Genomic DNA, 25859 nt, shown 5'->3' with positions numbered 1-25859 from the left:
TGGTTAGCACATCTATTTTAACCAAGGAGTCGGGTTCATGTCTCCTTTTTTGTTTGGATGTAAATTTATGTTAGTAAATTTGCTCAACTACAGTATATTCTAAAAAAAAAAGCAAAACATGTCAATAATTTATTTAAAAATTTATAATATTTTAACAAATTAACCTCCCTATAGTTAAACATTATAAAAACAATAAAACCCCTAGAGCCACTTGCCCTAGGGGGTTCGTTTATTTCAACCATTCCGTATGGAACACGCCTTCTTTGTCGATGCGTTCGTATGTGTGCGCACCGAAGTAGTCGCGTTGGGCTTGAATCAAGTTCGCTGGCAATGTTTCCAATCGGTAGCTGTCGTAGTATGCTAAGGCGCTGGCAAATGCCGGAACTGGAATGCCGCGCATCGCTGCCGTTGCAACGATCTCGCGAAGCGATTGTTGATAGTTTTCGACGATGTCTTTAAAGTATGGGTCAAGCAATAAGTTTGGCAACGCTGGATCGCGGTCGTACGCTTCTTTAATTTTTTGCAAAAACTGGGCGCGAATGATGCAGCCGCCGCGGAAAATCATCGCGATATTGCCGTATTGTAAATTCCAGTTGTATTCTTCCGATGCGGCTTTCATTTGCGCAAAGCCTTGGGCGTACGAGCAAATTTTGCTCATGTAAAGCGCGCGGCGCACCGCTTCAATGAAATGCGCGCGGTCGCCTTCGTACGGCTTCACCGCAGGACCAGCTAATAACTTGCTTGCTTTCACACGCTCGTCTTTCATCGCTGAAATAAAACGAGCGAATACCGATTCCGTAATAATTGGAAGCGGAACGCCTAAATCGAGCGCGTTTTGGCTCGTCCATTTTCCTGTTCCTTTTTGCCCTGCTTTGTCTAAAATAACATCGACGAGCGGTTTGCCTGTTTCTTCATCGATTTTCGTGAAAATGTCCGCTGTAATTTCGATTAAATAGCTGTCTAATTCACCTTTATTCCACTCGGCAAACACTTCATGAAGCTCTTGCGCGTTTAAGCCAAGCACATGTTTTAATAAAAAGTACGCTTCGGCAATGAGTTGCATATCGCCGTATTCAATGCCGTTATGCACCATTTTTACGTAATGGCCAGCACCGTCTGGACCGATATATGTCGTGCACGGCTCGCCATCCACTTTTGCCGCAATCGCTTCAAAAATTGGACGGACAAGCTCATGCGCTTCTTTTTGTCCGCCAGGCATAATCGACGGTCCTTTTAACGCTCCTTCTTCCCCGCCGGAAACGCCTGTGCCGATAAAATGAATGCCGAGCGCTGCTAGCTCTTTATTGCGGCGCTGTGTATCTTTAAAATACGTATTGCCGCCGTCGATTAAAATATCGCCTTTTTCTAAATGCGGCTTTAATTGTTCGATCGTCGCATCAGTCGCCGCGCCTGCTTTGACCATCAACAAAATTTTGCGCGGCTTTTCAAGCGCATTGACAAACTCTTCAATGCTGTATGTACCAACTACATTTTTTCCTTCTGCTTCTTTTAAAAACTCATCCGTTTTTTCCGGCGAACGGTTATATACAGCGACCGAATACCCGCGGCTTTCAATATTGAGCGCAAGGTTTTTCCCCATAACCGCTAAACCAATGACACCGATTTGTTGTTTTGCCATTCGAAACGTTCCTTTCTATTTTTGTTTGTTCATCAAAGAACATACCATAGTCCATTTTCTCATTCAAGTTTTGTGATTAAATTTTTATTAAAGAAAAGAGCCCTCAATAAGGACTCTCTTCTTGCTAGCATCGTTTTAATACCCTCCGTATTGATAACCACCGTATGGGAATTGTGAGTAATACGGATAGTGAGGATAATGGTAATGATGTGGATAGTACGGATGATATGGGTAGTGATGTCCATACGGATAATGCGGGTAATAGCCCCCATAACCTGGATATGAGCCATATGGCCATTGTTGTCTGTCCATGCAAAATGCCTCCTCTACATTTTTCGTGAAATTTTTTTCATTTTCACTACATAGGATATGCGTGGAGGGAAAAAATGTATAGGCAAAAACCTAAATAAACTTTTCCCCTTACTTCATGATCCGTTTGGACAAGTGACCGCCCACTGGATCTTCTTCATCCGGCACAATGAGCGGTCTGTTTTTCGATCATCATCGCCCGAGCCCATTACAAACGATAAATACTGGACGCATTTTACTGTCAAGGATGTTTCGTTAATTCAATAATTGCCTTATCAATCGGCAGCCAACCTTTATATCCTAAGTGCAACGTGTCTTTTAAAAAGTACGGGTCATATTCGTGGCTGCTTAAGTCAAGTACCGGAAACCCTTCTTTTTCGATTTGCTGTTTAATTTTTTTATAATATCCTTCCCGTTCTTTTTTGCTTAATCCCATGTAATCATACCAATATCCATTGACTGGTACAGATACAAATAAAGGTTTCGCTTTAGCCTCTTTTAATACATCAAGCACCATTTGAAAATCCTGATATTCAGGAGAAACAAGTAAACTGGAATCTTTCCTAAATCCTCTCAGCTGTTCGATTTTTGGCCTAATTCTTTTGTTGTAGTAAAAATCATCGATGTAAAACGGATTGTTTGTACTTTTAGCTTTCGCCATTTCATACGCATTTTTTTCTAATTGATCCCATGATTTATTTTTGATTAGGGAAGGCTTCGGATGCAATTTTGTCAACTGCACATCGAAAATAGAATCTAATAAGTCCCGTTTTTCCAATACTTTCATAAAAGCAAACGCAAATGGTTTGATCATCGTACTCTTCATTTGCGTTTTTTTGTCTTTATGAATTTTCGCTTCCAGCAAGGTCTTTAACATCGCATCATTTTTCACAACATCAAACGTTAACAAACGTTTGGATCCTTCGATCTGCAACCTTTCACTTACTTTCGGTTCTAGCGCAAACTTATAAGCTTGTAATGTCGAAAAGTTGGCACTGAAAGATTGTTGCGTTGCCCCTTGCCGGTAAAACCATTGCGGTGAAAGGATAAACAGAAGCTTTTTATGTTTTAACCCTTCTGTTTGATTAGCGAAATTCAGAAAATGAACAAACGATTGCATTCCTCCCCTTCCGACGAGAAAAGGGGTAACTCCGATCGCATTTACTTTAAAATAATTAGACGGGTGAAATGTATCAAGCCTCGACAATTCCGACGAACCGTAGATCGGCAAATATTTTGGGCTTTCGAGCATTTTCTTTTGGATAATTTCTCCTTGAAACATTTCAAAATCTAGGTCTACTGCCGCCTTTTCAACCTTTTTATCCGTAATCATTGGCAAAAGATATTGATTCGGTATAAAAATGATGAAACAAAAAATCAAAGCAGCCGCTATTAGCGGGCTAAATGACGGTCGTTTCATGCCCAATTCTCCAATATTGTAATAATTTTATTAGGAGTAGACCATTGTTCCCGATCAAATTCAGATATTCCGACATGGATCCCTAGCTTTTCTTCGATCCCAACTAATAAAGATACCGTTCCAAACGAATCAAGCAAACCTTCTTCGAATAATTCGATATCCAAATTTTCTTTTACAACGTCATCCTGGCAAATTTCTTCCAATAATTCAAGAACTGTATTTTTGATATTCATTTAATCTTCCTCCATATTTTTTAGAATAATCGGCCTGAAAAAATTAAAAAACCAAAACATATGACATGGAAAGTGATGATGATGGAAACGACGTCTGTCACCTTGTTTTTCTTCCAAAAGTTAAATTGTTTATTCATCCTTTCGAAATAATCAAAAGAAATCATTAACGCCGCATGATAAAGTCCGTATGCGATATAGTGAAGTTCCATTCCATGCCAAATCCCCATTAATAAAAATAACAAAAAATATCCTATGTAGGAAATGACATGGCGATTTTTGATCCATTTTTTCTTTGCCATAAAAAAGACAAACCGCATATACACATAATCCCTAAACCAAGATGATAACGACATATGCCATCTGTTCCAAAAATCTTTTATATTTCTGCTCATAAACGGCATATTGAAGTTTTCCGGTGTTTTCACTCCCATGATATAGCTTGCACCAATGGCAAACGCGCTATATCCTGCAAAATCAAAAAACAAATATAAACTATAAGCATACATATAAATAAACGTCGCTAGCGGCGTATCCCCTTGAATGAACGGCGTTTCGATGATCCGATCATCGATCATGTAAGCGATGATAAACTTATATAAAAATCCTAAAAAGATTTTGTTGATCCCCTGATATAAAAGAAGCCGGTATTCTTCCTTTGTCGGAATGGTGTCGATATCTTTTTTAAATCGTTTAAAACGGTCAATCGGTCCCGATGAAATCGTCGGCGAAAATAACAGAAAGGCCAATTGTTCCTTCAGCGTTAATGTTTTTAGCGCCCCATCTCGAATATCGATGATCATTTGCACAGTTTTAAACGTCAAATACGAAATCCCTAAAAATCCGACTGCGTTTTTGATTTCGAATACTGGAAGAAGTTTCGTTATGAATAAAGGAACAATCGAAAGAAACGTAACTGCATAAAAGACACCGCTTTCGTTTTTTTCTTTCCGGTAAGATACGTACCAGTTGACCAATATGACTTGCCAAAAAATATATACAATAAAAGAAACGAATTGATTGACTTCCGATATAAACGCTAAAAGAAGAATAACAAAATGGACAAACGAGTTATAAACCATGCTTCTTTTCTCTTTATAACCGAGCACGATAATAGGGATCAGTAAAACAGCAAGTATCATAAAAAAGGAAAACGATGAATACGGTATCATACTCCAACCTCATTTGCGATTTTTTTCCTGTCTGCTTTCCCGTTGTTTGTCATAGGTAACGAGGAAACATATACAAACTTTTTCGGAATCATATACGCCGGCAATAGCTGTTGCAATTCTTTCTTTAAATAGGCTGTTAACTGATATTCTTTTTCAAAGTCATGTTTCTTTGGCACCACTACTGCCATTAAATATTGGCATTTGCTTTCTTTATAAATGGGCACAACAACAGCGCTTTCGACTAACGAAAGCTTTCTTAATTGCGCTTCGATTTCTTCCAATTCCATTCTGTAACCGTTCAGTTTGATTTGAAAATCAAGCCTTCCGGCGCAAAACAATAATCCGTTTTTCATATAGCCGACATCGCCTGTTTTATACGCCGGTTGGTTATGATAGAGGAAAAACGATTTTTTCGTCAGTTCTTCATTATGCAAATATCCTTTGCTTACACTTTTGCCGGTAATAATGATTTCGCCTTTTTCCCCTTCGTTCACTTCATTGCCGTTCTCATCCACCACAAAAATTTCAACATCTTTTTTCGGCGTTCCAACCGGCAGTGACGGATACTCATTTAAAATTTCTTCGTTTATTTCGATGCTGGTAACCGCAACCGTTGTTTCGGTTGGTCCATATGTGTTATAAATCACCGCATGCGGAAATCTCGCTTTTAATTTGCGCGCTGTTTCATTTGGCAACATTTCTCCGCAGAATAAAAACGTTTCCAAATGTGGCAACATTTCCGCCGAAAATTGTTGATCCATTAAACACATTTCAACGAACGAAGGAGTCGAAGTCCAAACATGAATATTCGATTCCTTTAAAGATTGGAACAGCCATTTAGGATTGGCAATTAAATCTTTCGAAATCGTCCATAATGTTCCACCTAAATATAGACACGGATATAAATCCATTACCGAAAGATCAAAGGAAAAAGGTGCTTGATTTAAAAATCGTTGATGTTCTTTTAATCTGAAATCGGAAACCATCCATTCGACGAAGCTTGCCAAATTGTTATAGGTGATTTGAACCCCTTTTGGATTTCCGGTGCTTCCGGACGTGTAAATAATATAAAAATTTTGCTCTCCTTTTACAAATTTGTCTCCAGACGTTTCCGCTCCTCTGTATAAAGCGATCGTATCTTCTATTTCGGCATTGTCCATAATAAATAACTGATCTTGCCATTTCAAACTTGCCGGAACGCTGCTAGGCGATAAAAATAATTTTGCTCCTGAATCATCGATAATTTTTTTGACTCTTTCTTCCGGAATGCTTGCATCAATCGGAATATAAGCATGGCCAGATTTCACCGACGCCAAAAAACATACTATCATTAGTGGTTCCATATGTCCATAAACAATGACGGGAGAATCGCTCCCTTTCATTTTTTCTGATATAAAAACGGATAGTGCATTTGAGTATTCTTCAATTTCTCTATACGTTAAATAATGTCCATCAGAAAAAATGGCAACGCAGTCTGGTTTTAATTGTGCCCACTTTTTTATTTGAGTATATAATTCCATTTGAATCCCCCTTATTTATTTAAAACTCATTATAAATGTAAGTGCTTGAATTCGTCACTTTAAACCCGTAAATCATTAATAAGCCTAGCAGTATAAATAAATAATACATCACTCTCATCGTCCAAAATACATAAGATAGATTGAAAAATGCTTTTAATTTTTTTGTAAAAAACCCCATACTACCCCTCCTATCTCAAAAAAAATAATATATTAAAGTTAAAAATATATTAAAATTAAAATAAAAGTTTATTTATTTCCTTTTTCATCCATTACCTAGACATATATTTGACACTGGCTACAAAAAAGCCACCAATTATTGGTGACTTTTCATATGCTCCTTAATCTCTTTCACTCCTTCTAATCGTTCAAACAATTCATTCGGGTCAATAAGTGTAATTAACCGCTCTGGCAAATTGGCGACACCGATAAAATATGGTGTTTGCCGATATGCAAGCATGTTTACTTGCTTGATCGCTTCTTCAGGAATATCGAGAATTTCTTTCGCATCATCGACAATGAACGCAACCACCAACTCTTCGGTGCTAACAACAATCAGCCTCGTTTTCTCCGTTTTGGTATATGGGCGGTGATATAAGATACGCATCGTATCCAATACCGGAACTAATTCTGTGCGAATGCGGACAACGCCAACCATATAATCCGGCATGTGCGGAATAACAGTCGGCTCGCTCATTTTTTCAATCGACACGACGTGTTCAACAGGAATGGCGTATTGTTCATAATCCAACTGAAACACCACGACTTTATTCATGTTTCTTTCTCTCCTTCTTCCAACTCCATATACATTATGATACAACATATATAAAGAGCATCCAACATAGTGATGCTCTTTTTTATTTCGTCACTTCTTCGATAATTGCCACAACCATTTCTGCTGTTTTCACCAGTTCTTCAATCGGCATCCGCTCGTTCGTCGTATGAATGTCTTCATATCCGACCGCCAAATTCACTGTCGGAATGCCAAAACCGGCAATGACGTTTGCATCGCTGCCGCCGCCGCTATGAAGAAGCTCGCACGGGCGACCGATTTTCGCTGCAGCACGTTTGGCGACCTCGACGACATGATCACCGGCACCGAATTTAAAGCCCGGATACATGACTTCGACATGCACTTCTACGCGTCCTCCCATTTCCTCCGCCACCCGTTCAAACGCTTCTTTCATTTTTGCCACTTGCGCTTCCATTTTTTCTGGCACGAGCGAGCGAGCTTCCGCTAAAATATCGACGCGGTCGCAGACGATATTCGTTTGCGTTCCGCCTTCAAAGCGCCCGATATTCGCCGTTGTTTCTTCATCGATGCGCCCAAGCGGCATTTGCGCAATCGCTTTCGCGGCAATCGTAATCGCCGATACCCCGCGTTCCGGTGCCACACCGGCATGCGCCGTTTTTCCGTGAACGACAACCTTTAATTTCGCTTGCGTCGGCGCAGCCACGATGATGTTGCCGACTTTGCCGTCGCTGTCGAGCGCATAGCCGAATTTCGCTTGAATAAGCGTAGGATCTAATGCTTTCGCTCCGACAAGACCGGACTCTTCGCCAACAGTAATGATAAATTGAATCGTGCCATGGGCGATGTTTTGTTCTTTTAGTACGCGAATCGCCTCAAACATCGCCGCCAAACCAGCTTTGTCATCCGCCCCTAAAATTGTCGTGCCATCTGTGACGACATAGCCGTCTTGAATGGACGGTTTGACGCCTTTGCCCGGTACAACCGTATCCATATGTGACGTAAAATAAATCGGATCGACTCCTTCTTTTGTCGCCGGCAATGTACAAATTAAGTTTCCGGCACCGTGACCCGTTTTCGCTTTTGCATCATCCTCGACGACATGCAAACCGAGCGCTTCGAATTTTTGCTTCAATACTTTCGCAATCTCGCCTTCGTACTTCGTTTCCGAATCAATTTGCACAAGCTCTAAAAATTCATCTATTAACCGTTGCTCGTTAACCATGTAACTTTCCTCCTGACAATATGTATTGAAAAATACTATATAAAAAAAGTATACACGATTACGGCGGAGATGTCATAGGCAAAAAACCTCCGCGGTTAGCGGAGGAAAAGATTACAGTGGAATATTCCCATGCTTTTTCTTCGGCCGCTCTTCCTGTTTATGGCGCAGCATGTCCAATGCCTGAATGAGCTTCATGCGAGTATCGCGCGGATCGATGACGTCATCAACCATGCCGTATTTTGCTGCCACATACGGGTTGGCGAATTTGTCACGATATTCCTCGATTTTTTGCGCCCGCGTTTCTTCCGGATTCGGGCTGTTTTCGATTTCGCTGGCAAAAATAATGTTCGCTGCCCCTTGCGGCCCCATCACCGCGATTTCCGCGTTCGGCCATGCGTACACGACATCGGCGCCGATCGATTTACTGTTTAAAGCAACATACGCCCCGCCATACGCTTTCCGTAAAATAACCGTAATTTTCGGCACGGTCGCTTCCGAATAGGCGTATAAAATTTTCGCGCCGTGGCGAATAATGCCGCCATGCTCTTGCTTAACGCCAGGGAAAAAGCCGGTGACATCTTCGAACGTAATAATCGGAATGTTAAACGAATCGCAAAAACGGATAAACCGCGCTGCTTTATCAGACGAGTCGATATCAAGACCGCCGGCCATAAACTTCGGCTGGTTGCAAACAAGCCCGACGACTTCTCCTTTAATGCGGGCAAAACCGACGACAATATTTTTCGCAAAATCTTTTTGTACTTCCATAAACGACCCTTCATCGACGACTTGCAGCACGACGTTGCGCACATCGTACGGTCTTACCGCATCAACCGGAATCGCATCCGCTAAATCCGGGCGGTAATCGTCATCATCTGGTACAGGGACAACCGGCGGCTTTTCCTGGCAATTTTGCGGAAGGTAGCTTAACAATCGGCGCACTTGTGCAAGCACTTCTTCTTCCGTTGCTCCGGAAAAATGGGCATTGCCGCTAATCGTATTATGAACGCGCGCACCGCCTAAATCTTCGGCACTTATTTTTTCACCTGTCACCGTTTCAATCACTTTCGGACCGGTAATAAACATTTGGCTCGTCTTTTCCACCATGAACACAAAATCGGTAATCGCCGGCGAATAGACGGCGCCGCCGGCACAAGGTCCCATAATAACCGAAATTTGCGGAATGACACCAGAATAAATCGCGTTTCGGTAAAAAATATGGCCGTACCCGTCAAGCGATAAAACGCCTTCTTGAATGCGCGCGCCCCCTGAATCGTTCAAGCCGATAACAGGCGCACCTGTTTTCGCCGCTAAATCCATAATATTGGCAATTTTTTTTGCATGCATTTCCCCTAATGCCCCGCCAAATACCGTAAAATCCTGCGAGAAAACGAACACCGTCCGGCCGTCCATTTTGCCGTATCCGGTCACAACGCCATCACCCGGTCCTTTTTTTCCTTCAAGACCAAAATCGGTACAGCGATGTTCAATAAACGGATTTAGCTCGACAAACGTTCCTTCATCTAAAAGTAAAGCGATGCGTTCGCGAGCGGTGAGCTTCCCTTTCGCATGCTGTTTTTCAATTTTATCGTCGCCACCGCCAAGTTCAATTTCGCGACGACGGTCATACAGCTCGTTAATTTTATCGTACATATCTGTCATTTTTGCTGCACCCCCGCGCCCGTTTTTTCGCAAAGTTCATATAAAACGCCGTGAGCGGATTTTGGATGCATAAACGCGACAAGCGCTCCGCCAGCTCCCGTTTTCGCTGCATCATGAATCATGCGAATCCCCTTCGTTTTTAATTCGTCGATGCGCGCTTGAATGTCATCAACACCGAGCGCGACATGATGGATGCCTTCTCCCCGCTTTTCAATAAACGTCGCCACAGCGCTATCCGGCGCAGTCGGTTCGAGCAACTCAATTTTTGATTCTCCCAATTTTAAAAACGCCACTTTTACTTTCTCTGACTCGACTTCTTCAATGCCGAGCAACTCCAGCTCTAATATATCTACATAAAATGGCAACGCTTTCTCGATCGATGTTACAGCAATGCCAATATGATCAATTTTTTTCGCTTTCATCCGCCCGATCCCCTTTGCTGCAAAGATTCACAAACACTATGTATTTTCGACTTTTCGACAAAAAATCCTGCTAATACCTTCATGAATTTTTCGCTTGTTTGTGATGAAAAATGGCGATACAATGATAAATGACCATATTTTTTGATAGGGAGGAAATGTTGATGTCCCGCAAAAAGACGCAAAAAATTATTGTGTATTTAATGCTCGGTTCGATGTTGCTCACAACGATTTTAACAGGCATTAGCATGTGGTTTTGATAAAAAGGGCGACTTTATATCGCCCATTACAGAAGACTTATAAGGCTTTATAAAAAACTTATAAAGACCTATGCTTCCTTCCTTGTCCATCGCACCCGATTTCGCCGAAGCTACTCTCGTTTCATGTGGCACTCCAAGGCTTCAATTCCCCACTAACGTGTGGGTACATATCCATGATCGCATGTGGCGCTAATCCATGGATTTTATAAAATTTTATTCGCCACTTTATTATATCAAGAAGTTTTTGTATATTTTTATAAATTTGTTTTAGCTGTCATACCCCTCTTTTGTTAGAGTTAGAGCGCCCCATACCTTTTGGCAATCAAAGCAAACGGCTCTTTACTGCGGACGATCAATACTTTCGCGCCGATCGGAACTTTTTCATATAACGCTTCGACATCGCGATTGTGCATTCTCACGCACCCTTGCGTAATATATTTTCCAATCGATTGCGGGTTGTTCGTCCCGTGAATCCCATACGTTCGGCCGTCTGTGCCATACGCATCAAAACCGATCCATCTCGTTCCGAGCGGATTGTTCGGTGCACCGCCTGGGATGTTTTTCTTACGGTAATATGGATTTTTCGCTTTCACTTTGACAGTAAACAACCCTTCTGGTGTTAATGCGGTCGTAACGCCCGTCGCCACGGGATAGATCGACTCCAATTTCCCGTTTCGAATAAAGGCAAGCTGATTGGTCGTTTTGTTCACAATGATGAACGGTTGACGGACCGCTGATGTCACCGTCGGCCAAAATGAAGAAAAGATCAACATAAATGCCAATAATAGTCGCATACAATGTCACCCTTTGCTTTTTTTATAGTTTAAAGCAAAAGGGCAAGCGGCATGCACTTTATTTTGCGGAGCGAAATTGGCTTTTGATGAGCAAATATTGCTCTAGCTCTTTTACTAAATGAAGCAGCGCCGCTCGCTCTTCAAACTCTTCGCGCGTTTTCGGAAGCGGCATCGTCTCAAACCGCTTTTTCATCTCGTTCAATTGGCGAAGAAACCGATCCGCTGTATTGCCCGGATGAATCGCATCGCTCAATTCATCGATAAAATCAGCAATGACATTGCGCTGCTCCACCGTATATGTAAGCGATGTGACGAGCGGCAATACTCGTTCCACAATTTCGAACTGCTTTTCCCGCATGCGAAAATAATGGTAATACCCTTCTTCATTTCGCAAAAAACGGTTTTCCACATTGCGTAATGCCGCTAACTTCGCCTTTTGTAAAATGTTTGCTGCTACCATCAACTCTTTTCCGTCCCAATCGCTTTCGTTCGTTCGTAAATATTTCACGATTTCTTTAAAAATAATGCGAAATAAATCTTCGATAATGCGCTGGTATTCTTTCAGCTCGTTTTCGACGCTCGGCATATACATATTCACCATAAGGGCTACACCAATGCCGATGATAATCAGCAATAGTTCGTTCACAACCATTTGCATCGTAAACTGTTTTGCCGCATAAAAATGGAGAATAATAACCGAGCTTGTAGCGATCCCTTCTGTTATTTTTAGGCGAACTGTCGTCGGAATAAATAAGAGAAGCAATAACCCGATCGTTAATGGATGGTAGGCTATTCCTTTAAAAAAGACGAACGAAAACACGATCGCTACAATGCAGGCGACAAAACGCGCCCATGCCGTTTGCAGCGATTTCTTTTTCGTCACTTGAATGCACAACAACGTAATAATCCCAGCTGACGCAAAATTATGAAGGCCGATCCATTGGGCAATGCTAATCGAAAGCGCTGTGCCGATGGCCGTTTTGGCAGTGCGGTATCCAATTTTCAGCATAATTTGTATCCCTCATTTTTGCCCAAAGGTAAAGAAGCCGAAAATGCGGGCTTCTTTACACTTCATCGCAATATTGATCGAAGGCGGCTTGCAGTTTTTGAATGACCGCAATCGGCTCGTGCCCTTCAATTTCATGGCGCTCAATCATCGTGCAAATTTTTCCGTCTTTTAACAGCGCAAATGACGGAGAAGACGGCGGATAGCCTTCAAAATATTCTCGCGCTCTTGCCGTCGCTTCTTTATCTTGTCCAGCAAAAACTGTCACAAGATAGTCTGGACGCTTATCGTAATGAATCGCATGCGCTGCTGCTGGACGTGCAATGCCGCCGGCGCAGCCGCAAACAGAATTAATCATCACCAACGTCGTTCCTTTTCGTTTAAATGCTTCGTCTACCTCTTGCGGCGTGCGCAATTGTTCGTATCCAGCTTCGACTATTTCTCTGCGCGCCTGCTCGACGATATCGTTAAAAAGTTGAAATTGAAACATGTTCACACCTCCTGTCCGTTTCTTTTATCGTACCATATTTTTTCGTTAGTCCCTACCCTCATATGCAGCAATTAGTTCTTGCACCGCTGCTGTGACCGCTTTCGTTCCCGACATGACAAGGTTTTCAATGAGCGGTAATTTTTCTTTCACACGCGGATTGGCGAAAAAACTCGTTTCTAAATAATCTTTAATCATCGCGTAAACCCAATCTTTTAATTGATGGCGGCGACGTGTTTCAAACACCCCCGATTGTTTTGTAACCGTAACAAATGTTGCAATGACGCGCCAAATGTCCGCAATTCCTTCACCGTGAAGCGCCGAACACGTATATGCTTTCGTTTCCCATCCTGGTGTTGCCGGACGCAAGTAATGGAGAAATTGGTTATATTCTTCTTTTGCCGCCAGCGCTTTCGGCTTATTGTCTCCGTCCGCTTTATTAATGATGACCGCATCGACAAGCTCCATAATGCCTTTTTTCATTCCTTGTAGCTCATCCCCGGCTCCTGTGAGCGCCAAAAGCATAAAAAAATCAACCATGCCGCGCACGACAAACTCGCTCTGCCCGACGCCGACCGTTTCAATCAAGATGATGTCATACCCCGCCGCCTCGCATAAAAGCATCGTTTCCCTCGTTTTCCGGTGAACGCCGCCAAGCGTCCCGCCCGATGGCGACGGACGGATAAACGCATGCGGATGGCGCGCCAAGTTTTCCATGCGCGTTTTGTCACCGAGAATGCTGCCGCCGGTAATCGAACTGCTCGGGTCGACCGCCAAAACGGCCACCCGATGCCCTTTTTCGCATAAAAACTGCCCGAACGCTTCGATAAACGTGCTTTTTCCTGCTCCCGGCACGCCGGTAATACCGATGCGAATCGACTTTCCGATGTGAGGAAGAAGCGCATTCAATATTTGTTGCGCCATCTCCATATGTTTGGCGGCGTTGCTTTCAACTAGTGTAATCGCCTGCGCTAAAATCGTCCGGTCATTGTTTAATACGCCTTCAACATATTCCGCGACGGAGCGTTCTTTCCGCTTCACCCACCGCTTCGCTGCCGCCGTTTGGGACGGCTCGTCACTTCCCTTTACATACGCCGTTGCAAACTCATCGGCATGCTCACGGGGCACCCACTCTGGTCGAGATGTTCGTTCATCGTTCATTTTGTCACTTCCTCATACCCGAGTCGCTTATAAATTTCTTGCAACACTTTTTCCGCCGCCGTTGGAATGATCGTTCCCGGCCCGAAAATCGCCGCCGCTCCATGCTCGTATAAAAACTCGTAATCTTGCGGCGGAATGACGCCTCCGACGACAACGAGAATGTCCTCGCGGCCTAATTTGCGCAATTCTTCAACGAGTTGCGGCAGCAATGTCTTATGCCCTGCCGCAAGCGAACTCATGCCGACGACGTGCACGTCATTTTCGACCGCTTGCCGCGCTGTTTCTTCCGGCGTTTGGAAAAGCGGTCCGATATCGACGTCAAACCCTAAATCAGCAAATGCCGTCGCAATCACTTTCGCACCGCGATCATGGCCGTCTTGCCCCATTTTCGCAATCATAATGCGCGGTCTGCGCCCTTCTAGCTCGTAAAATTCATCGGTCATTTTTTTCACGCGCGCAATTTCTTCTTCGTTCGTAAATTCGGAGCTGTAAACGCCGCTAATCGAGCGAATAACAGCTTTATGGCGCTTCGCCACTTTTTCAATCGCATACGAAATTTCACCTAACGTTGCGCGGGCGCGCGCGGCTTCGACCGCTAATTCCAACAAGTTTCCTTCGCCTGTTTCCGCCGCTTTCGTAATGGCATCTAGTGCTCGCTGCACGCGCTCTTCGTCGCGAGAAGCGCGCAGCTGTTTTAATTTTTCAATTTGCCGCAGCCGCACTGCCGTATTGTCGACTTCTAAAATGTCGATCGGCTTTTCTTTTTCCGGACGATATTTGTTCACACCGATAATCGTTTCCGCTCCGGAGTCAATTTTCGCCTGCCGTCTTGCCGCGGCTTCTTCAATGCGCATTTTCGGAAGGCCTGTTTCAATCGCTTTCGCCATCCCACCGAGATTTTCGATTTCTTCGATATGCTTCCACGCCCGCTTCATCAACTCGTTCGTTAACGTTTCGACATAATAAGAACCAGCCCACGGATCAATGACGTTGCAAATGCCTGTTTCATCTTGCAAATAAAGCTGCGTATTGCGGGCAATGCGCGCGGAGAAATCGGTTGGCAACGCAATCGCCTCATCAAGCGCGTTCGTATGGAGCGACTGCGTATGTCCCATCGCGGCCGCATGAGCTTCGATCAATGTCCTGACAACGTTATTGAACGGGTCTTGTTCCGTTAAGCTCCAGCCTGATGTTTGTGAATGCGTCCGAAGCGCCAACGACTTCGGATTTTTCGGGTTGAATGTTTTCATCATTTTTGCCCAAATGATACGGGCTGCTCTCATTTTCGCAACTTCCATAAAATAGTTCATACCGATCGCCCAGAAAAACGAAAGGCGCGGTGCGAACGAATCGATGTCAATGCCGGCTTTTAAGCCTGTACGCACATACTCTAACCCGTCTGCAAGTGTATACGCCAATTCGATGTCGGCCGGTGCGCCTGCTTCTTGCATATGATAGCCGGAAATGCTGATGCTGTTGAACTTTGGCATGTATTTTGACGTGTATTCGAAAACGTCGGCGATGATGCGCATCGACGTTTCTGGTGGATAAATATACGTATTGCGCACCATATATTCTTTTAAAATGTCGTTTTGAATCGTTCCGGACAGCTTATCTTGCGTCACGCCCTGCTCTTCAGCTGTGACGATATAAAACGCCATAATCGGCAATACCGCACCGTTCATCGTCATCGATACCGACATTTGGTCAAGCGGGATGCCATCGAACAAAACTTTCATATCTAAAATCGAGTCGATCGCCACTCCCGCTTTGCCGACATCGCCAACGACACGCGGATGATCGGAATCATACCCGCGGTGTGTCGCCAAGTCAAACGCGACCGAAAGGCCTTTTTGGCCCATCGCTAAATTGCGGCGATAAAAGGCGTTGCTTTCTTCTGCCGTCGAAAAGCCGGCATATTGGCGAATCGTCCACGGTCGGTTGACATACATCGACGGATACGGCCCCCGCAAATACGGCGGAATGCCTGGCATATAATCAAGAAAATCAAATCCTTCGATATCTTTTTGCGTATATAAAGGTTTGATCGCAATTTGTTCGTTTGTTTGGAATAAAAGATCATCGATCGATGCTTTCAACTTTTCTTCGATCGCCTGTTTCCACTGCTGCTCGTTCACACGCTCTCTCGGCACATGCAAGGACACGTTCGTAAAATCGACCTTTCTACTCATCGAGAGCCACCCCCATCTCCTTCATAAACGCCACAAGCGTTTCATAGCAATTTGAAGCGATGTGAATAAACCCATCCACTCCCGCTTGAACAAATGTTGTTTCGATTTCAGACGGTTGTTTTCCAGCGACGTATATGTTGCGTGGCGGATTTGCGCTTTTTAATGCTTTCGCAATAGCTGGGACCGCTTCCGGATAACTTTCGTCTGCTCCGCAAATGATATAGTGCGTCCCTTCCGCTTCCAAAGCTCCTTTTATCGCATCGTCGTTCGACATATAGCCGTCATTTTTGACGACGGCAAATCCCCCTGCTTCAAAAAAGCCGGTGATAAAGTCGGCGCGCGCTTTATGATGTGCGATAGCGCCAAGATTAATTAAATGCACGGTCGGACGTTTCCCGCGCTTTTCGAGGTGATGCTCCGCCGCTTGCCGCAATTGTTCAAACGGCTCGGCCAAGCGCCATTGCCGAATCGGCTGAATCGGAATCGAAGGGCCGGCCGTGGCCAATGCGGCGTTTATGTCTTGAGCGGTCGCTCGACGTTGAGCGAAAGAAACAGCTGTTTGCATCCATGATATTCCGCTAAATGTAACGTTTACTTCGTTGCCATGCACCTCATCGAGCGGCTGCTCAGAAGCGCTGCGTTGTTGCGCCAGCGGTTCTGCTAAATTAGCGTAAAAGTTTGTGCCGACAATTTTTTCTTTGCGCATTTTCACATTTTGTTCGCGCAACTTAGCGACTTTTTCGACCTCCGCCTGCACAAATCCTTCTTCAAGCGCTTTTGTCATGCCGCCTTTTGCTTCGATTTGTTGGAACAGCTTCCACGCTTCTTCGGCGACTTGTGCCGTTAATGTTTCCACATAATATGAGCCGCCAGCTGGGTCAATCACTTTACCAATATGCGCTTCCTCCAGCAAAATCAGCTGCGTATTGCGGGCAATTCTCCGCGAAAACTCATCGGCCGGTTGAATCGCTTCGTCAAACGGAGAAGCATGGATGCTGCTCGCTCCCCCGACTACGGCCGCAAACGCCTCTGCCGTCGCCCGAAGCATGTTGACGTACGGATCGTACACCGTTTTCGTAAAATGGGATGTGCGCGCATGAATCGCGATTTTTTGCGACTGTTCGTTTCCGCCAAACGCCTGAACGATACGGGACCAAATGAGACGGGCGGCGCGAAGCTTAGCGATTTCCATAAAGAAATTCGAACCGATTGCAAATGAAAAGCTGATGCGCTCCGCAGCTTCGTCAATCATCAACCCGCGTTCAAGGCATTCGCTCATATATTCGACTGCCGTTGCAAATGCAAATGCCAATTCTTGCACCGCATTCGCCCCGCCATTATGATACGGTTCGCTATGAACGATGATCGTTTTCATGTGAGGCATATGTTCTTTCGCCCATTTTGTGACATCGGCCATGACATCATACAACGTAGAAAGCGATATCGAAAGCTTGCCTTTTTCTGCAAGTGCCGCGAGCGGATCCATGCCGACCGTGCCGCGCAACGTATCGAGCGGAATTTGTTGCTTTTGCAAATAGGCAACAAGCAGCGACAAAAACGAAAGAGAACATGCTCCTGCATCAACGCGAAGCGAATAGTCGGAAATTGAAACACCGGAGAACATCTCTTCTAAATCATCGAGCGAAGAAACGATAAATCCGAGCCGATCTAACACAAGATGAATTTCCGTTTGTCCTCTTGCTAGATCGTGTTTAGCGATTTCGTTCCATTCATTTGGGCTTGCTGCAAAAAGCTCCTGGCTAACCGCCCACGGCTTGCCGATATACCCATTCGGCTCCGTCCCGCGCACATAGCTTGGAAAGCCTGGATATTGTTCAAGCTGAAGCGGTTGAAGATCTCGTCTTGTATAAATCGGTTTGAGCTGCAATTGTTCATACGTCATCGAGTGCAATTTTTCAATCGGTTTTCCTTTTAACGATTTCTCCACTTCTTCTTTCCATTCCTCATCACTCGGAATCGGAAATGACACGTTTTTCATTGTCGAAAGATCCGCCACAAATAATCCCTCCCCTTTGTATGCCTTTTCCCCATTTTAAAGCGCTTTCTTTTCAATTTTTAAAACACTTGCTACACATTTATTGTAGTATATATGAACCGCGCGGGCAATGAACAAAAAAACGTTTGAGCGACCATTTCTGGTTGAAATAGCGGCAAGTGACGGCAAAGGTTGAACGGATTTGCGAATCTCTGCAGATGCATTGTAAAATGTGCAAACACGAGTGTTGATTATCCATTATTTTACTAAAAAACACAGAATCATATGGCTGAACACAAGCTTTTCTGCCTCTTCCCTCGAACAAGAACGCCGATACTCCCAGTCGGCAAGCGAACCGCTTGCCGACTACGGCAGAAAAGCTAGCAATAGAGCGATGTCAACTGGTTGTTAATGGTTAATCAACACGCCTGATGTGCAAAAGCAATCATCCATTGTTGTATAATGACGGATGGATAAGTGGCACAGCCGCCCAAAAATGTGCGTATAAAAAATAAGGTTCAGATTCGGTGTCTGAACCTTATTTTTAATAAAACATTGGCAACGTGCCATAGACGCTTGACAAAAAACATGTACGAGCGGTTTATTTGATTCCCATTTATCTTGCAAAAATCTCCTCGCCTAATATTTCTTTCAGCTGAATGATTTTAAATACTTCCTCTACATCCGGCTGTATGTGCGAAATCGTGACATCTTTATTTTCTTGTTTCAATGTATCTACTAAATGGATGAGTAAACCAATGCCTGTAGAATCGACAAAAGGAACTTCTCCCAAGTTGATATGAACATACTGAAAAGGTTGCAGCTTCTTTATAATTTCTTCCATCGTCTCGGTCACTTCAATATCTAAATCTCCTTTAAAGGAAACCGTTACATTCTGTCCATCTTGAACGCATTCATATGAAAACACCCGGCATCTCCTCCTCGCTCTGTTAATGAAAAACGATTTGTTCTTTTTCATTCAAAAAAGCTTCAATAAAGTGCTGATCTTTTTGAAAAGTATATTTTACCTTTCCAATTTGTATAACCGTTTCTGCTCTCGCAAGTTCGATTTTAACCGTTTGGTCAGATGGAACAATGATGCGCGTCGGAACTCCGGACTCTGAACCAGTCTCTTTAATTGTTGCCCCTAGCCGCGCATAAATCTCTCCTCCACGCACTAATCCTTTAATTTTTAATGAGCCTCCTGCATGGATTTTGCAATTGTAACATCCTTGTCCTATAATCTCTATATCGCCACTGCAATATATTTTGCTATTTAATGCATAGGATAGCTGAATATATCCATTTTGGCTACCTTCGATGTCGTTTTTCTTTATTATCTCTCCTATATCTTCTAGCAATCTTGTAAGTTGCTCCAACGAATGATACTCGTTAGGAACACGTGAAAAGAAACAAAGCCGAAGTTGCTCCGAAAGGTTCATCCAGTCTTGATCTAGTAACTGACTTCCTTTTTTGCTAACCTCTATATATTGCTTAATCGTCGTCACTAATAAACGAAATTTATGGCTTAACAATAGCTGAATTAATGGAAACAAGCCATTTTGTTTCAAATCGGTCATTTTAAAGGCTGAAGTGGCCATTAATTGTTTTATAGAGGCAATTAATCTTTCAACATGTTCTTTAATAATGCTTAATAAGTGAGTTAACTCTAAAACAAGCGGGTTAGATTCTCCTGAAGATATGGTACCTCCAATTACGTTTTGCCCGATAATGATCGCCTGTTTCGCGACCACATTCGCTCGATTAACGTTTTTCAACACCGTAATATTCCCTTCAGCTTCAACAATCATTCCATTTTCAACATTTCCTAATATATCTACATCACCTTTAAAACGAATATTACCTGAGGCGATATCTACATCACCTTGATGAATGAGCTTCTCAATTACCGATACTTTTACTAACATTCCTTTTTGCTCAATATGGGGACGGCCTGTTTCAACGGCAACAATTTTTGTACCATTTTCGATGGCTGTTACTCCTTTTCCTAGCTGAACCTTAACAGGATAAGTCGGCTGAGCTGGAATCAGCTCATTCGTCACTGTTATACCAGGTATTCCCGGAACAGGTGGATGAACGATCGCCATTACTTGTCCTTTATTCACAGTCGAGATGTTTTTTAACTCACGAAAATCGACTGTACCGTCCTCGCGAAGTTTTGGCCCTGTTTGTTGGCTATCTATATTAACCTTTAACTCAACCCACCCATTTTTTCCTTCTTTTGGTTTAACACCTGTTGCAATAACAAAGCTACCTGCTTTGTTCGTATTCACTGCATTTCTAATTTCGACAAAATCAAATCCTCGAGTAACATTTAATGCTTCAAGTTCCTGCAAAATTTGTTTATATTCAAGATCATTTCGAATCTCAACGTGTTCCTCTGCGTTCAATTCAATATGATAATCAGGCGCGATATCTTTGATGACAAAGCTCTTTTTCATTCCCGGTTCTACATGCAAAACCACATTTAATTTTTCTTGATCGATCGTTATATTCCACTTCGTTTCTATGATTTCTTCCTTTACTTTAATTTCAAATTGATCAGTTTCTGTTACAACTGTTGTACCGGTGACAAGTTCATTATTTTTAAAAAGTTGAACACCTTTTCCAATCGTAATGGTTGGATAATGTAAAGGGGAAGATTTGCAAAAAATTTTTCCGTTTTCTACCCATACTTTTCCTTCTAGATCGTCTTGAGAAAGCGGCTCTTGAATTTTGAGTTTTTCGGACTCTTCTTTTGCGTTGCTCTCAATTTTTAGTTTTTCGGACTCTTCTTTTTCATTGCTCTCAATCGAAGAATAATGTGAATTCAATAACAGATCTTCTATTATATCTTCAACATTCTCCGCACTATCCTTCCTCTCTTTCTGATCTTGTATTTTTGTTAATTTTACAATCGCTGGTTTAAAACCAATGCCTAAAATTCCTTTTGTCTCTTTTTGAATAATTTCAATTAATACGTCATCTTGAGCGCTTTTTAGAATTTTTAATCCTACATTGATCGCCTCATCAATATTACGTCCTTTTGCAATAATCGTTTGTCCCATTCCGATCTACTCCTTTGAATGGATAAAGGAAATCGTGTTACTTTCTTGATGAATCTTCAGTATGACCATTGTAATATCATCTTTTGGCGGAACTCCCTCAGTAAATCGATGAATCGCTTCAACAACATATTTTTTGATTGCGTCTACACTTTTATGTGAATGTTCTAACAAAATATTAATGAGACGTTCATGTTTAAATTGTTCCCGATTTTTATTTTCAGCTTCAACAATACCGTCTGTATAAAAGAAAATCATATTGTTTTCTTCTAGCTTTACCGATTTTTCTTCATATACTTGATTCGAAAAGGCGCCAATCATAACACCTGACGCCTTAGGGGGATCGACAATCTTTTTTTCCTTTCCATTTACAAACAAAGGCATATTATGACCTGCGCTTGCATACGTAAGAACATTAGTTATCGGATTCCAGTCCGCACAAAACAAAGTAACAAACGATTTTAATGATCGCAAATCTTGGTAAAGAGCTTTGCTCATAGCAGCTAGTGTTTCCGCAGGACTTGTTGTACTTTCGGATGCGCTACGAAAGGCACCACGCGTCAAAATCATTAACATAGCCGCCGGGATTCCTTTCCCCATGACATCGCCAATGACCATTCGAATATTTCCATTTTCCAAACGATAAAAGTCATAATAATCTCCGCCTATTAATCTTGCCGGAATAGAAATTCCTTGTATTTCCGCGCCATTGATGCGTGGGAAACCATTTAGCAGTTTCGCTTGGATATTTCTCGCTAACTTAATCTCTCTTTCTAACCTTTCATCTATCGAATGATCATTGGAAGATGTTAGTTCGCAAATACGTCGATACTCATTTACATACATTTAGACTACCTCTCCTTGAACCGCTTCTAACACCTTAAATAAACCGACCGTTTCTAAAATGCTGTGAATAGGTTCGTCAATTCCCTTTAATTTAATGATAAATTGCTTTTCTTGTGATAAATAGATCGCTTCCATAATCATGCCAATACCAGTCGAATCAATAAACTCTAAATTTGAAAAATCAATAATTAGCTCTTCAATGTTTTCGATTTCTTGAATATAAGCTTCAAATAAATGAGCAGTAGATATATCTAAAATTCCTTTAACATTTAAGACAATCGTTCGATCTGAATGCTCCTTTTGAACCGTTAGTTCCAACATGATCCCCCCCTTTGAGAAACAAATCAATTTTTATACGTCAGAAATATCTGATAATTAATCACACCATTTCCAATTCAAAATAGTGGACACGATCACTCTATGCGCAATGAAAAAATTGAATACCGAACTAAAATACACTTATAATATTATTTTAAATGTATAATTTTTTCTTTTTTTTGAATTATAATTTTTCGTTTTTTGTTTGTCTAATCACTGATCGCGTCTTTAAGACAGCAATCAGTGCTGATTAACACGAAAAAATGACATGTTACACACGTTTTTCGACTTTTTTATTAAAAAATAAATTTTAAAATTTTAACATAATAGGATTTATATTGTATTTTACTGTTTAATTCTCCCCGCAACTTTTTTCCTAAAAAATAATAGGCAGCTGTGTCACAATCTTTTTACAAAACGATATCAATAAAAATAAAAAAGAGAGTATTTCAATTTACTCTCCAATCTTTAACAATACCATGGTAATATCGTCTTTTTGAGGTGCGCCTTGCGTAAACCTATTCACCGATTCGATAACATATTGCCCAATTTCTTTTATTCCTTTATCAATATTACTTAATAATGCATCAATTAGGCGATCTCTTTTATATTGATCACCATTTTGGTTTTGTGCCTCTAAAATACCATCAGTGTAAAAGAAAATCATATCGTTATCTTCTAGCTGAATCGACTCTTCTTTGTACACTTGATTTGGAAGTCCCCCGATCATCGTTCCAGTGACGTTAGGAATTTCTTTTACCGTTCTTTTCTTTCCTTTGATAAATAAAGGTAAAAGATGACCCGCATTCGCATACGTCAATACACCTGTTTTCGGATCCCAATCAGCACAAAATAGCGTGACAAAAGCTCTTAATGTTCGTAAGTCTTCATATAATGCTTGATTGATCGCTGCGAGCGTTTTCCCTGGGCTGTCTGTGCTCTCTGCTGCACTTCGAAAAGCACCTCTTGTTAAAATCATTAACATAGCAGCTGGAATTCCTTTCCCCATAACATCCCCTATTACAATACGAATCTTCCCATTTGCCAATAAATAAAAATCATAATAGTCTCCGCCAATGAGATGCGCTGGAAGAGAAGAACCTAGCACTTCGCCGCCTTCAAATTTAGGAATCTTTCCATTTAACAACTTCATCTGGATATTTCTTGCTAAATATATTTCGCGCTCTAATGTTCTATCCATCATTTGTTTTTTGCCGGGAATTTTCGAATAGAAAACGGATGGATCCTTAACGAAGTTCATTAAATAACATCTCCTTAAACGTTTTCTAAATTGCATTAATAATGGATTGTAAACGTGCCGAATCAGCTCCACTTTTTTAAACACCAAAATTTTAGATGCATCCGTCTTATCCACTAACATAAAAACATAGGCAATTCCCTGATGTTTTGCACCATAAGCGTATAGAGAATTGCCCGAAATTAGGAGGTTAAAGTATTGATTACATCTTTGTTTTCTCCATTAGAGTCTATATTATTTATATTCGACTGACAAGCGAACTCCAAGAGAATTTTCGTGCCATGAGACGACGTATATACCGCAACCCTTTCGGACAATGTGCTCATTAATGAAAATCCTTTTCCGAGAGAACGCTTGCTGCTATAACCTGAAACTAAAATGGTTTTTGGAAGCTCGTGCAACGGAATGCCAGAACCTTTATCTGTAATCAACACTTGAAATACATCACTTTTGGAAAATAAAGAAATTTCTCCTTCTGTCGCATGTTTAATCAAATTCGTTGTTGCTTCGCTAACGGCTAATAATATTTCCATTTTCGATCTTGTGACACGATAGTTAGAGACATATTGTGAAACAAAATTTCGGCTGCGCGGAACATCGGTGACATTTTTTATCGGCATCGAATCGATATAATCCCCTAAATTTTCAAACAATTCTTGTTCTTGAACACAAAGATGAATTTTATTGTTAGACAATGTACGAATGACATCTTGATACGATTGCAAAATTTGCAACATTGTTTTCTTTTTAAACTCCAACATCGGTGTCAAGTCATGGACGAATATAAAAACTTCCTCGCCGTATGGAGAAAAATAGGCTTCATACGTTTTGTCCGGAAGCTCGATAAATTCATGAAATTTTTGTCTGCTTTGTTTGCAAAATTCCGCTAGCTTTGAAATTTTTTCTTCCGGCAACGATAAATGAGTATCATTCATGAGGCGGTCTGTATAACGCAATAATACAGACTCTCCAATATGCTGTTTTCCTTCCGTGCTACGATTCGTTTCCAATGTTACGAGTTCGCGCTCTTCTTGCTCCGCTGCCACATAATTTTCAAACTGTACTGTATCACGAATTTCGGCAATCACATTTAAATCAACCTTTTGAACTAACTCAGGATCCAAAACCGTTCCTGCCAACTCCTGAAGCAGCTGGTGCACCGTTACATCATCTTGATGCCGCGCCATCAGATGATCCAACTGGTTGCAAATTGCCAAAATACGCGATTCAAGCGGAATCTTTTCTCCTTTCAACCCTTGCGGAAATCCTTTGCCATCCCATCGTTCATGATGGTGCAACACCCAGTCGGCAAACGGTCCTTTCGGATAAATCGTTTTAATAATTTCAGCACCCTTTTCACAGTGGCTTTGATATTCTTTTTCCTCGGAAAGCGTCAACGCACCGCGTTTTTCAAATACATAGGAAGGCAAAAACGATTTGCCGATATCATGCATAATCGCAATTTGCACTAAATCAGGCCGCCGGCGCTTAGGATATTCGAACGTTTCGAGCAGCGCTTCGCAAATCGCCCCGACGCGCGTCCCATGCCCCGTAATGCGCGTAGCAATGCGATTTTCCAAAAGGCGCACAATTTCACGCGACATATCTTGGCGTAAAAAAAATTGCTGAATGTATTTCTTGGAAAAAAAGATAATAACGGCTAGAAAAAAGGAAGCATATACAACTTCAATAGCTAACTGCTGTGCGCTATTACTCACCAATAATTTCGGCAAAACGACCATGCCTACAAGAATAGGCACAATCAATTCCTGCATTTTTGCCTTAAAATTATGAAAGATAGGAACCCCCATTACTGTTCGGAATATTCCTGATAAAAGAAAATGATTAGTCAATTCAAATGCACAAATAGCTAAAAATACGCGCAAAAATAACGGGAAAGAGTCTGTAAGCTGGATCGTAACCAATGTGATTAACCCGGCGATCGAATACATCCCTATTGTAACAAAATAGCGAAACCAATTAATGTTTCGAAATGAAAAGTTTGTTAAATTGTTAGGCAATACACTAAAAAAATAATTACTGTAGTTGAGCAATTTCGATAACAATAATTACCATTTAAAAAGAGACAAACAGGGCACCCCTTAGGCGACATGGAGCTGTTTTTTCACAAC

24 protein-coding genes are annotated in these 25859 nt (G+C 42.0%); 1 reads left to right on the top strand and 23 read right to left on the bottom strand.

What is annotated here, in order from left to right; all coding sequences use genetic code 11:
- Nucleotides 1-229 precede the first annotated feature (229 nt).
- The 11 genes from gndA to mce all read right to left on the bottom strand — a co-directional run bounded on the left by gndA (nucleotide 230) and on the right by mce (nucleotide 10347).
- The gene (gene gndA / locus HNQ34_RS15960; protein ID WP_183256346.1) at nucleotides 230-1639 is read right to left on the bottom strand and encodes an NADP-dependent phosphogluconate dehydrogenase; all 1410 of its coding nucleotides are present in this window, start codon (nucleotides 1637-1639) and stop codon (nucleotides 230-232) included.
- Nucleotides 1640-1774: 135 nt separating this feature from the next.
- Nucleotides 1775-1951 (bottom strand): hypothetical protein, encoded by a 177-nt coding sequence (locus tag HNQ34_RS15955; protein ID WP_183256345.1) that lies wholly within the window; start codon nucleotides 1949-1951, stop codon nucleotides 1775-1777.
- A gap of 238 nt (nucleotides 1952-2189) precedes the next feature.
- The gene (gene dltD, locus HNQ34_RS15950; protein ID WP_183256344.1) at nucleotides 2190-3368 is read right to left on the bottom strand and encodes a D-alanyl-lipoteichoic acid biosynthesis protein DltD; all 1179 of its coding nucleotides are present in this window, start codon (nucleotides 3366-3368) and stop codon (nucleotides 2190-2192) included.
- A complete protein-coding gene (gene dltC / locus HNQ34_RS15945; protein ID WP_183256343.1) occupies nucleotides 3365-3601 on the bottom strand; it encodes a D-alanine--poly(phosphoribitol) ligase subunit 2 in 237 nt (78 codons plus the stop codon). The genes dltD and dltC overlap by 4 nt, the downstream gene beginning before the upstream one ends.
- Before the next feature lie 20 nt (nucleotides 3602-3621).
- Nucleotides 3622-4770 carry a D-alanyl-lipoteichoic acid biosynthesis protein DltB gene (gene dltB, locus HNQ34_RS15940; RefSeq protein WP_183256342.1) on the bottom strand — a complete coding sequence of 383 codons (1149 nt, stop codon included), beginning with the start codon at nucleotides 4768-4770 and terminating at the stop codon, nucleotides 3622-3624.
- Nucleotides 4767-6290, bottom strand: a complete 1524-nt coding sequence (gene dltA / locus HNQ34_RS15935; protein WP_183256341.1) for a D-alanine--poly(phosphoribitol) ligase subunit DltA — start codon at nucleotides 6288-6290, stop codon at nucleotides 4767-4769. The genes dltB and dltA overlap by 4 nt, the downstream gene beginning before the upstream one ends.
- Nucleotides 6291-6309: 19 nt before the next feature.
- A complete protein-coding gene (locus HNQ34_RS15930; RefSeq protein WP_183256340.1) occupies nucleotides 6310-6468 on the bottom strand; it encodes a teichoic acid D-Ala incorporation-associated protein DltX in 159 nt (52 codons plus the stop codon).
- A gap of 135 nt (nucleotides 6469-6603) precedes the next feature.
- Nucleotides 6604-7062 (bottom strand): chemotaxis protein CheW, encoded by a 459-nt coding sequence (locus HNQ34_RS15925; RefSeq protein WP_183256339.1) that lies wholly within the window; start codon nucleotides 7060-7062, stop codon nucleotides 6604-6606.
- A gap of 82 nt (nucleotides 7063-7144) precedes the next feature.
- A complete protein-coding gene (locus HNQ34_RS15920) occupies nucleotides 7145-8263 on the bottom strand; it encodes a tripeptidase T (protein ID WP_183256338.1) in 1119 nt (372 codons plus the stop codon).
- 111 nt (nucleotides 8264-8374) lie between these two features.
- Nucleotides 8375-9925: an acyl-CoA carboxylase subunit beta gene (locus HNQ34_RS15915; protein WP_183256337.1), complete on the bottom strand. Its 1551-nt coding sequence runs from the start codon at nucleotides 9923-9925 to the stop codon at nucleotides 8375-8377.
- On the bottom strand, nucleotides 9922-10347 hold the full coding sequence (gene mce / locus HNQ34_RS15910) for a methylmalonyl-CoA epimerase (RefSeq protein ID WP_183256336.1): 426 nt from the start codon (nucleotides 10345-10347) through the stop codon (nucleotides 9922-9924). The genes HNQ34_RS15915 and mce overlap by 4 nt, the downstream gene beginning before the upstream one ends.
- Before the next feature lie 161 nt (nucleotides 10348-10508).
- Here mce and prli42 point away from each other — a divergent pair, with 161 nt between their 5' ends.
- Nucleotides 10509-10604, top strand: coding sequence for a stressosome-associated protein Prli42 (prli42, locus tag HNQ34_RS15905; RefSeq protein ID WP_183256335.1), 96 nt, complete (start codon nucleotides 10509-10511; stop codon nucleotides 10602-10604).
- A gap of 296 nt (nucleotides 10605-10900) precedes the next feature.
- On the opposite strand, the gene HNQ34_RS15900 is transcribed toward prli42, so the two are convergent.
- The 12 genes from HNQ34_RS15900 to HNQ34_RS15845 all read right to left on the bottom strand — a co-directional run bounded on the left by HNQ34_RS15900 (nucleotide 10901) and on the right by HNQ34_RS15845 (nucleotide 25487).
- Nucleotides 10901-11398 carry a L,D-transpeptidase gene (locus HNQ34_RS15900; RefSeq protein ID WP_183256333.1) on the bottom strand — a complete coding sequence of 166 codons (498 nt, stop codon included), beginning with the start codon at nucleotides 11396-11398 and terminating at the stop codon, nucleotides 10901-10903.
- A 58-nt stretch (nucleotides 11399-11456) separates the two neighbouring features.
- Nucleotides 11457-12407: an aromatic acid exporter family protein gene (locus HNQ34_RS15895; protein WP_183256332.1), complete on the bottom strand. Its 951-nt coding sequence runs from the start codon at nucleotides 12405-12407 to the stop codon at nucleotides 11457-11459.
- Nucleotides 12408-12462: 55 nt separating this feature from the next.
- Nucleotides 12463-12894 (bottom strand): BrxA/BrxB family bacilliredoxin, encoded by a 432-nt coding sequence (locus HNQ34_RS15890; protein WP_183256330.1) that lies wholly within the window; start codon nucleotides 12892-12894, stop codon nucleotides 12463-12465.
- A gap of 45 nt (nucleotides 12895-12939) precedes the next feature.
- A complete protein-coding gene (gene meaB / locus HNQ34_RS15885) occupies nucleotides 12940-14052 on the bottom strand; it encodes a methylmalonyl Co-A mutase-associated GTPase MeaB (protein WP_183256328.1) in 1113 nt (370 codons plus the stop codon).
- The gene (gene scpA, locus HNQ34_RS15880) at nucleotides 14049-16244 is read right to left on the bottom strand and encodes a methylmalonyl-CoA mutase (RefSeq protein ID WP_183256327.1); all 2196 of its coding nucleotides are present in this window, start codon (nucleotides 16242-16244) and stop codon (nucleotides 14049-14051) included. The genes meaB and scpA overlap by 4 nt, the downstream gene beginning before the upstream one ends.
- Nucleotides 16237-18261 carry a methylmalonyl-CoA mutase family protein gene (locus HNQ34_RS15875; RefSeq protein WP_183256325.1) on the bottom strand — a complete coding sequence of 675 codons (2025 nt, stop codon included), beginning with the start codon at nucleotides 18259-18261 and terminating at the stop codon, nucleotides 16237-16239. The genes scpA and HNQ34_RS15875 overlap by 8 nt, the downstream gene beginning before the upstream one ends.
- Before the next feature lie 595 nt (nucleotides 18262-18856).
- The gene (locus tag HNQ34_RS15870; protein ID WP_312856145.1) at nucleotides 18857-19168 is read right to left on the bottom strand and encodes an STAS domain-containing protein; all 312 of its coding nucleotides are present in this window, start codon (nucleotides 19166-19168) and stop codon (nucleotides 18857-18859) included.
- Nucleotides 19169-19190: 22 nt separating this feature from the next.
- Nucleotides 19191-21308: a FapA family protein gene (locus HNQ34_RS15865; RefSeq protein ID WP_183256321.1), complete on the bottom strand. Its 2118-nt coding sequence runs from the start codon at nucleotides 21306-21308 to the stop codon at nucleotides 19191-19193.
- Between the two features lie 6 nt (nucleotides 21309-21314).
- Nucleotides 21315-22151, bottom strand: coding sequence for a PP2C family protein-serine/threonine phosphatase (locus HNQ34_RS15860; protein WP_183256319.1), 837 nt, complete (start codon nucleotides 22149-22151; stop codon nucleotides 21315-21317).
- Nucleotides 22152-22472, bottom strand: a complete 321-nt coding sequence (locus HNQ34_RS15855; RefSeq protein WP_246364272.1) for an STAS domain-containing protein — start codon at nucleotides 22470-22472, stop codon at nucleotides 22152-22154.
- A gap of 451 nt (nucleotides 22473-22923) precedes the next feature.
- Nucleotides 22924-23730, bottom strand: coding sequence for a PP2C family protein-serine/threonine phosphatase (locus HNQ34_RS15850; RefSeq protein ID WP_183256315.1), 807 nt, complete (start codon nucleotides 23728-23730; stop codon nucleotides 22924-22926).
- 179 nt (nucleotides 23731-23909) lie between these two features.
- On the bottom strand, nucleotides 23910-25487 hold the full coding sequence (locus HNQ34_RS15845) for an HD domain-containing phosphohydrolase (RefSeq protein WP_183256313.1): 1578 nt from the start codon (nucleotides 25485-25487) through the stop codon (nucleotides 23910-23912).
- Nucleotides 25488-25859 lie beyond the last annotated feature (372 nt).

The sequence above is a fragment of the Anoxybacteroides tepidamans genome (assembly GCF_014201465.1).
Classification (GTDB): domain Bacteria; phylum Bacillota; class Bacilli; order Bacillales; family Anoxybacillaceae; genus Anoxybacteroides; species Anoxybacteroides tepidamans.
Note: the sequence above shows the minus strand (reverse complement) of the source record. Positions and strands in the feature narration are given on the sequence as shown.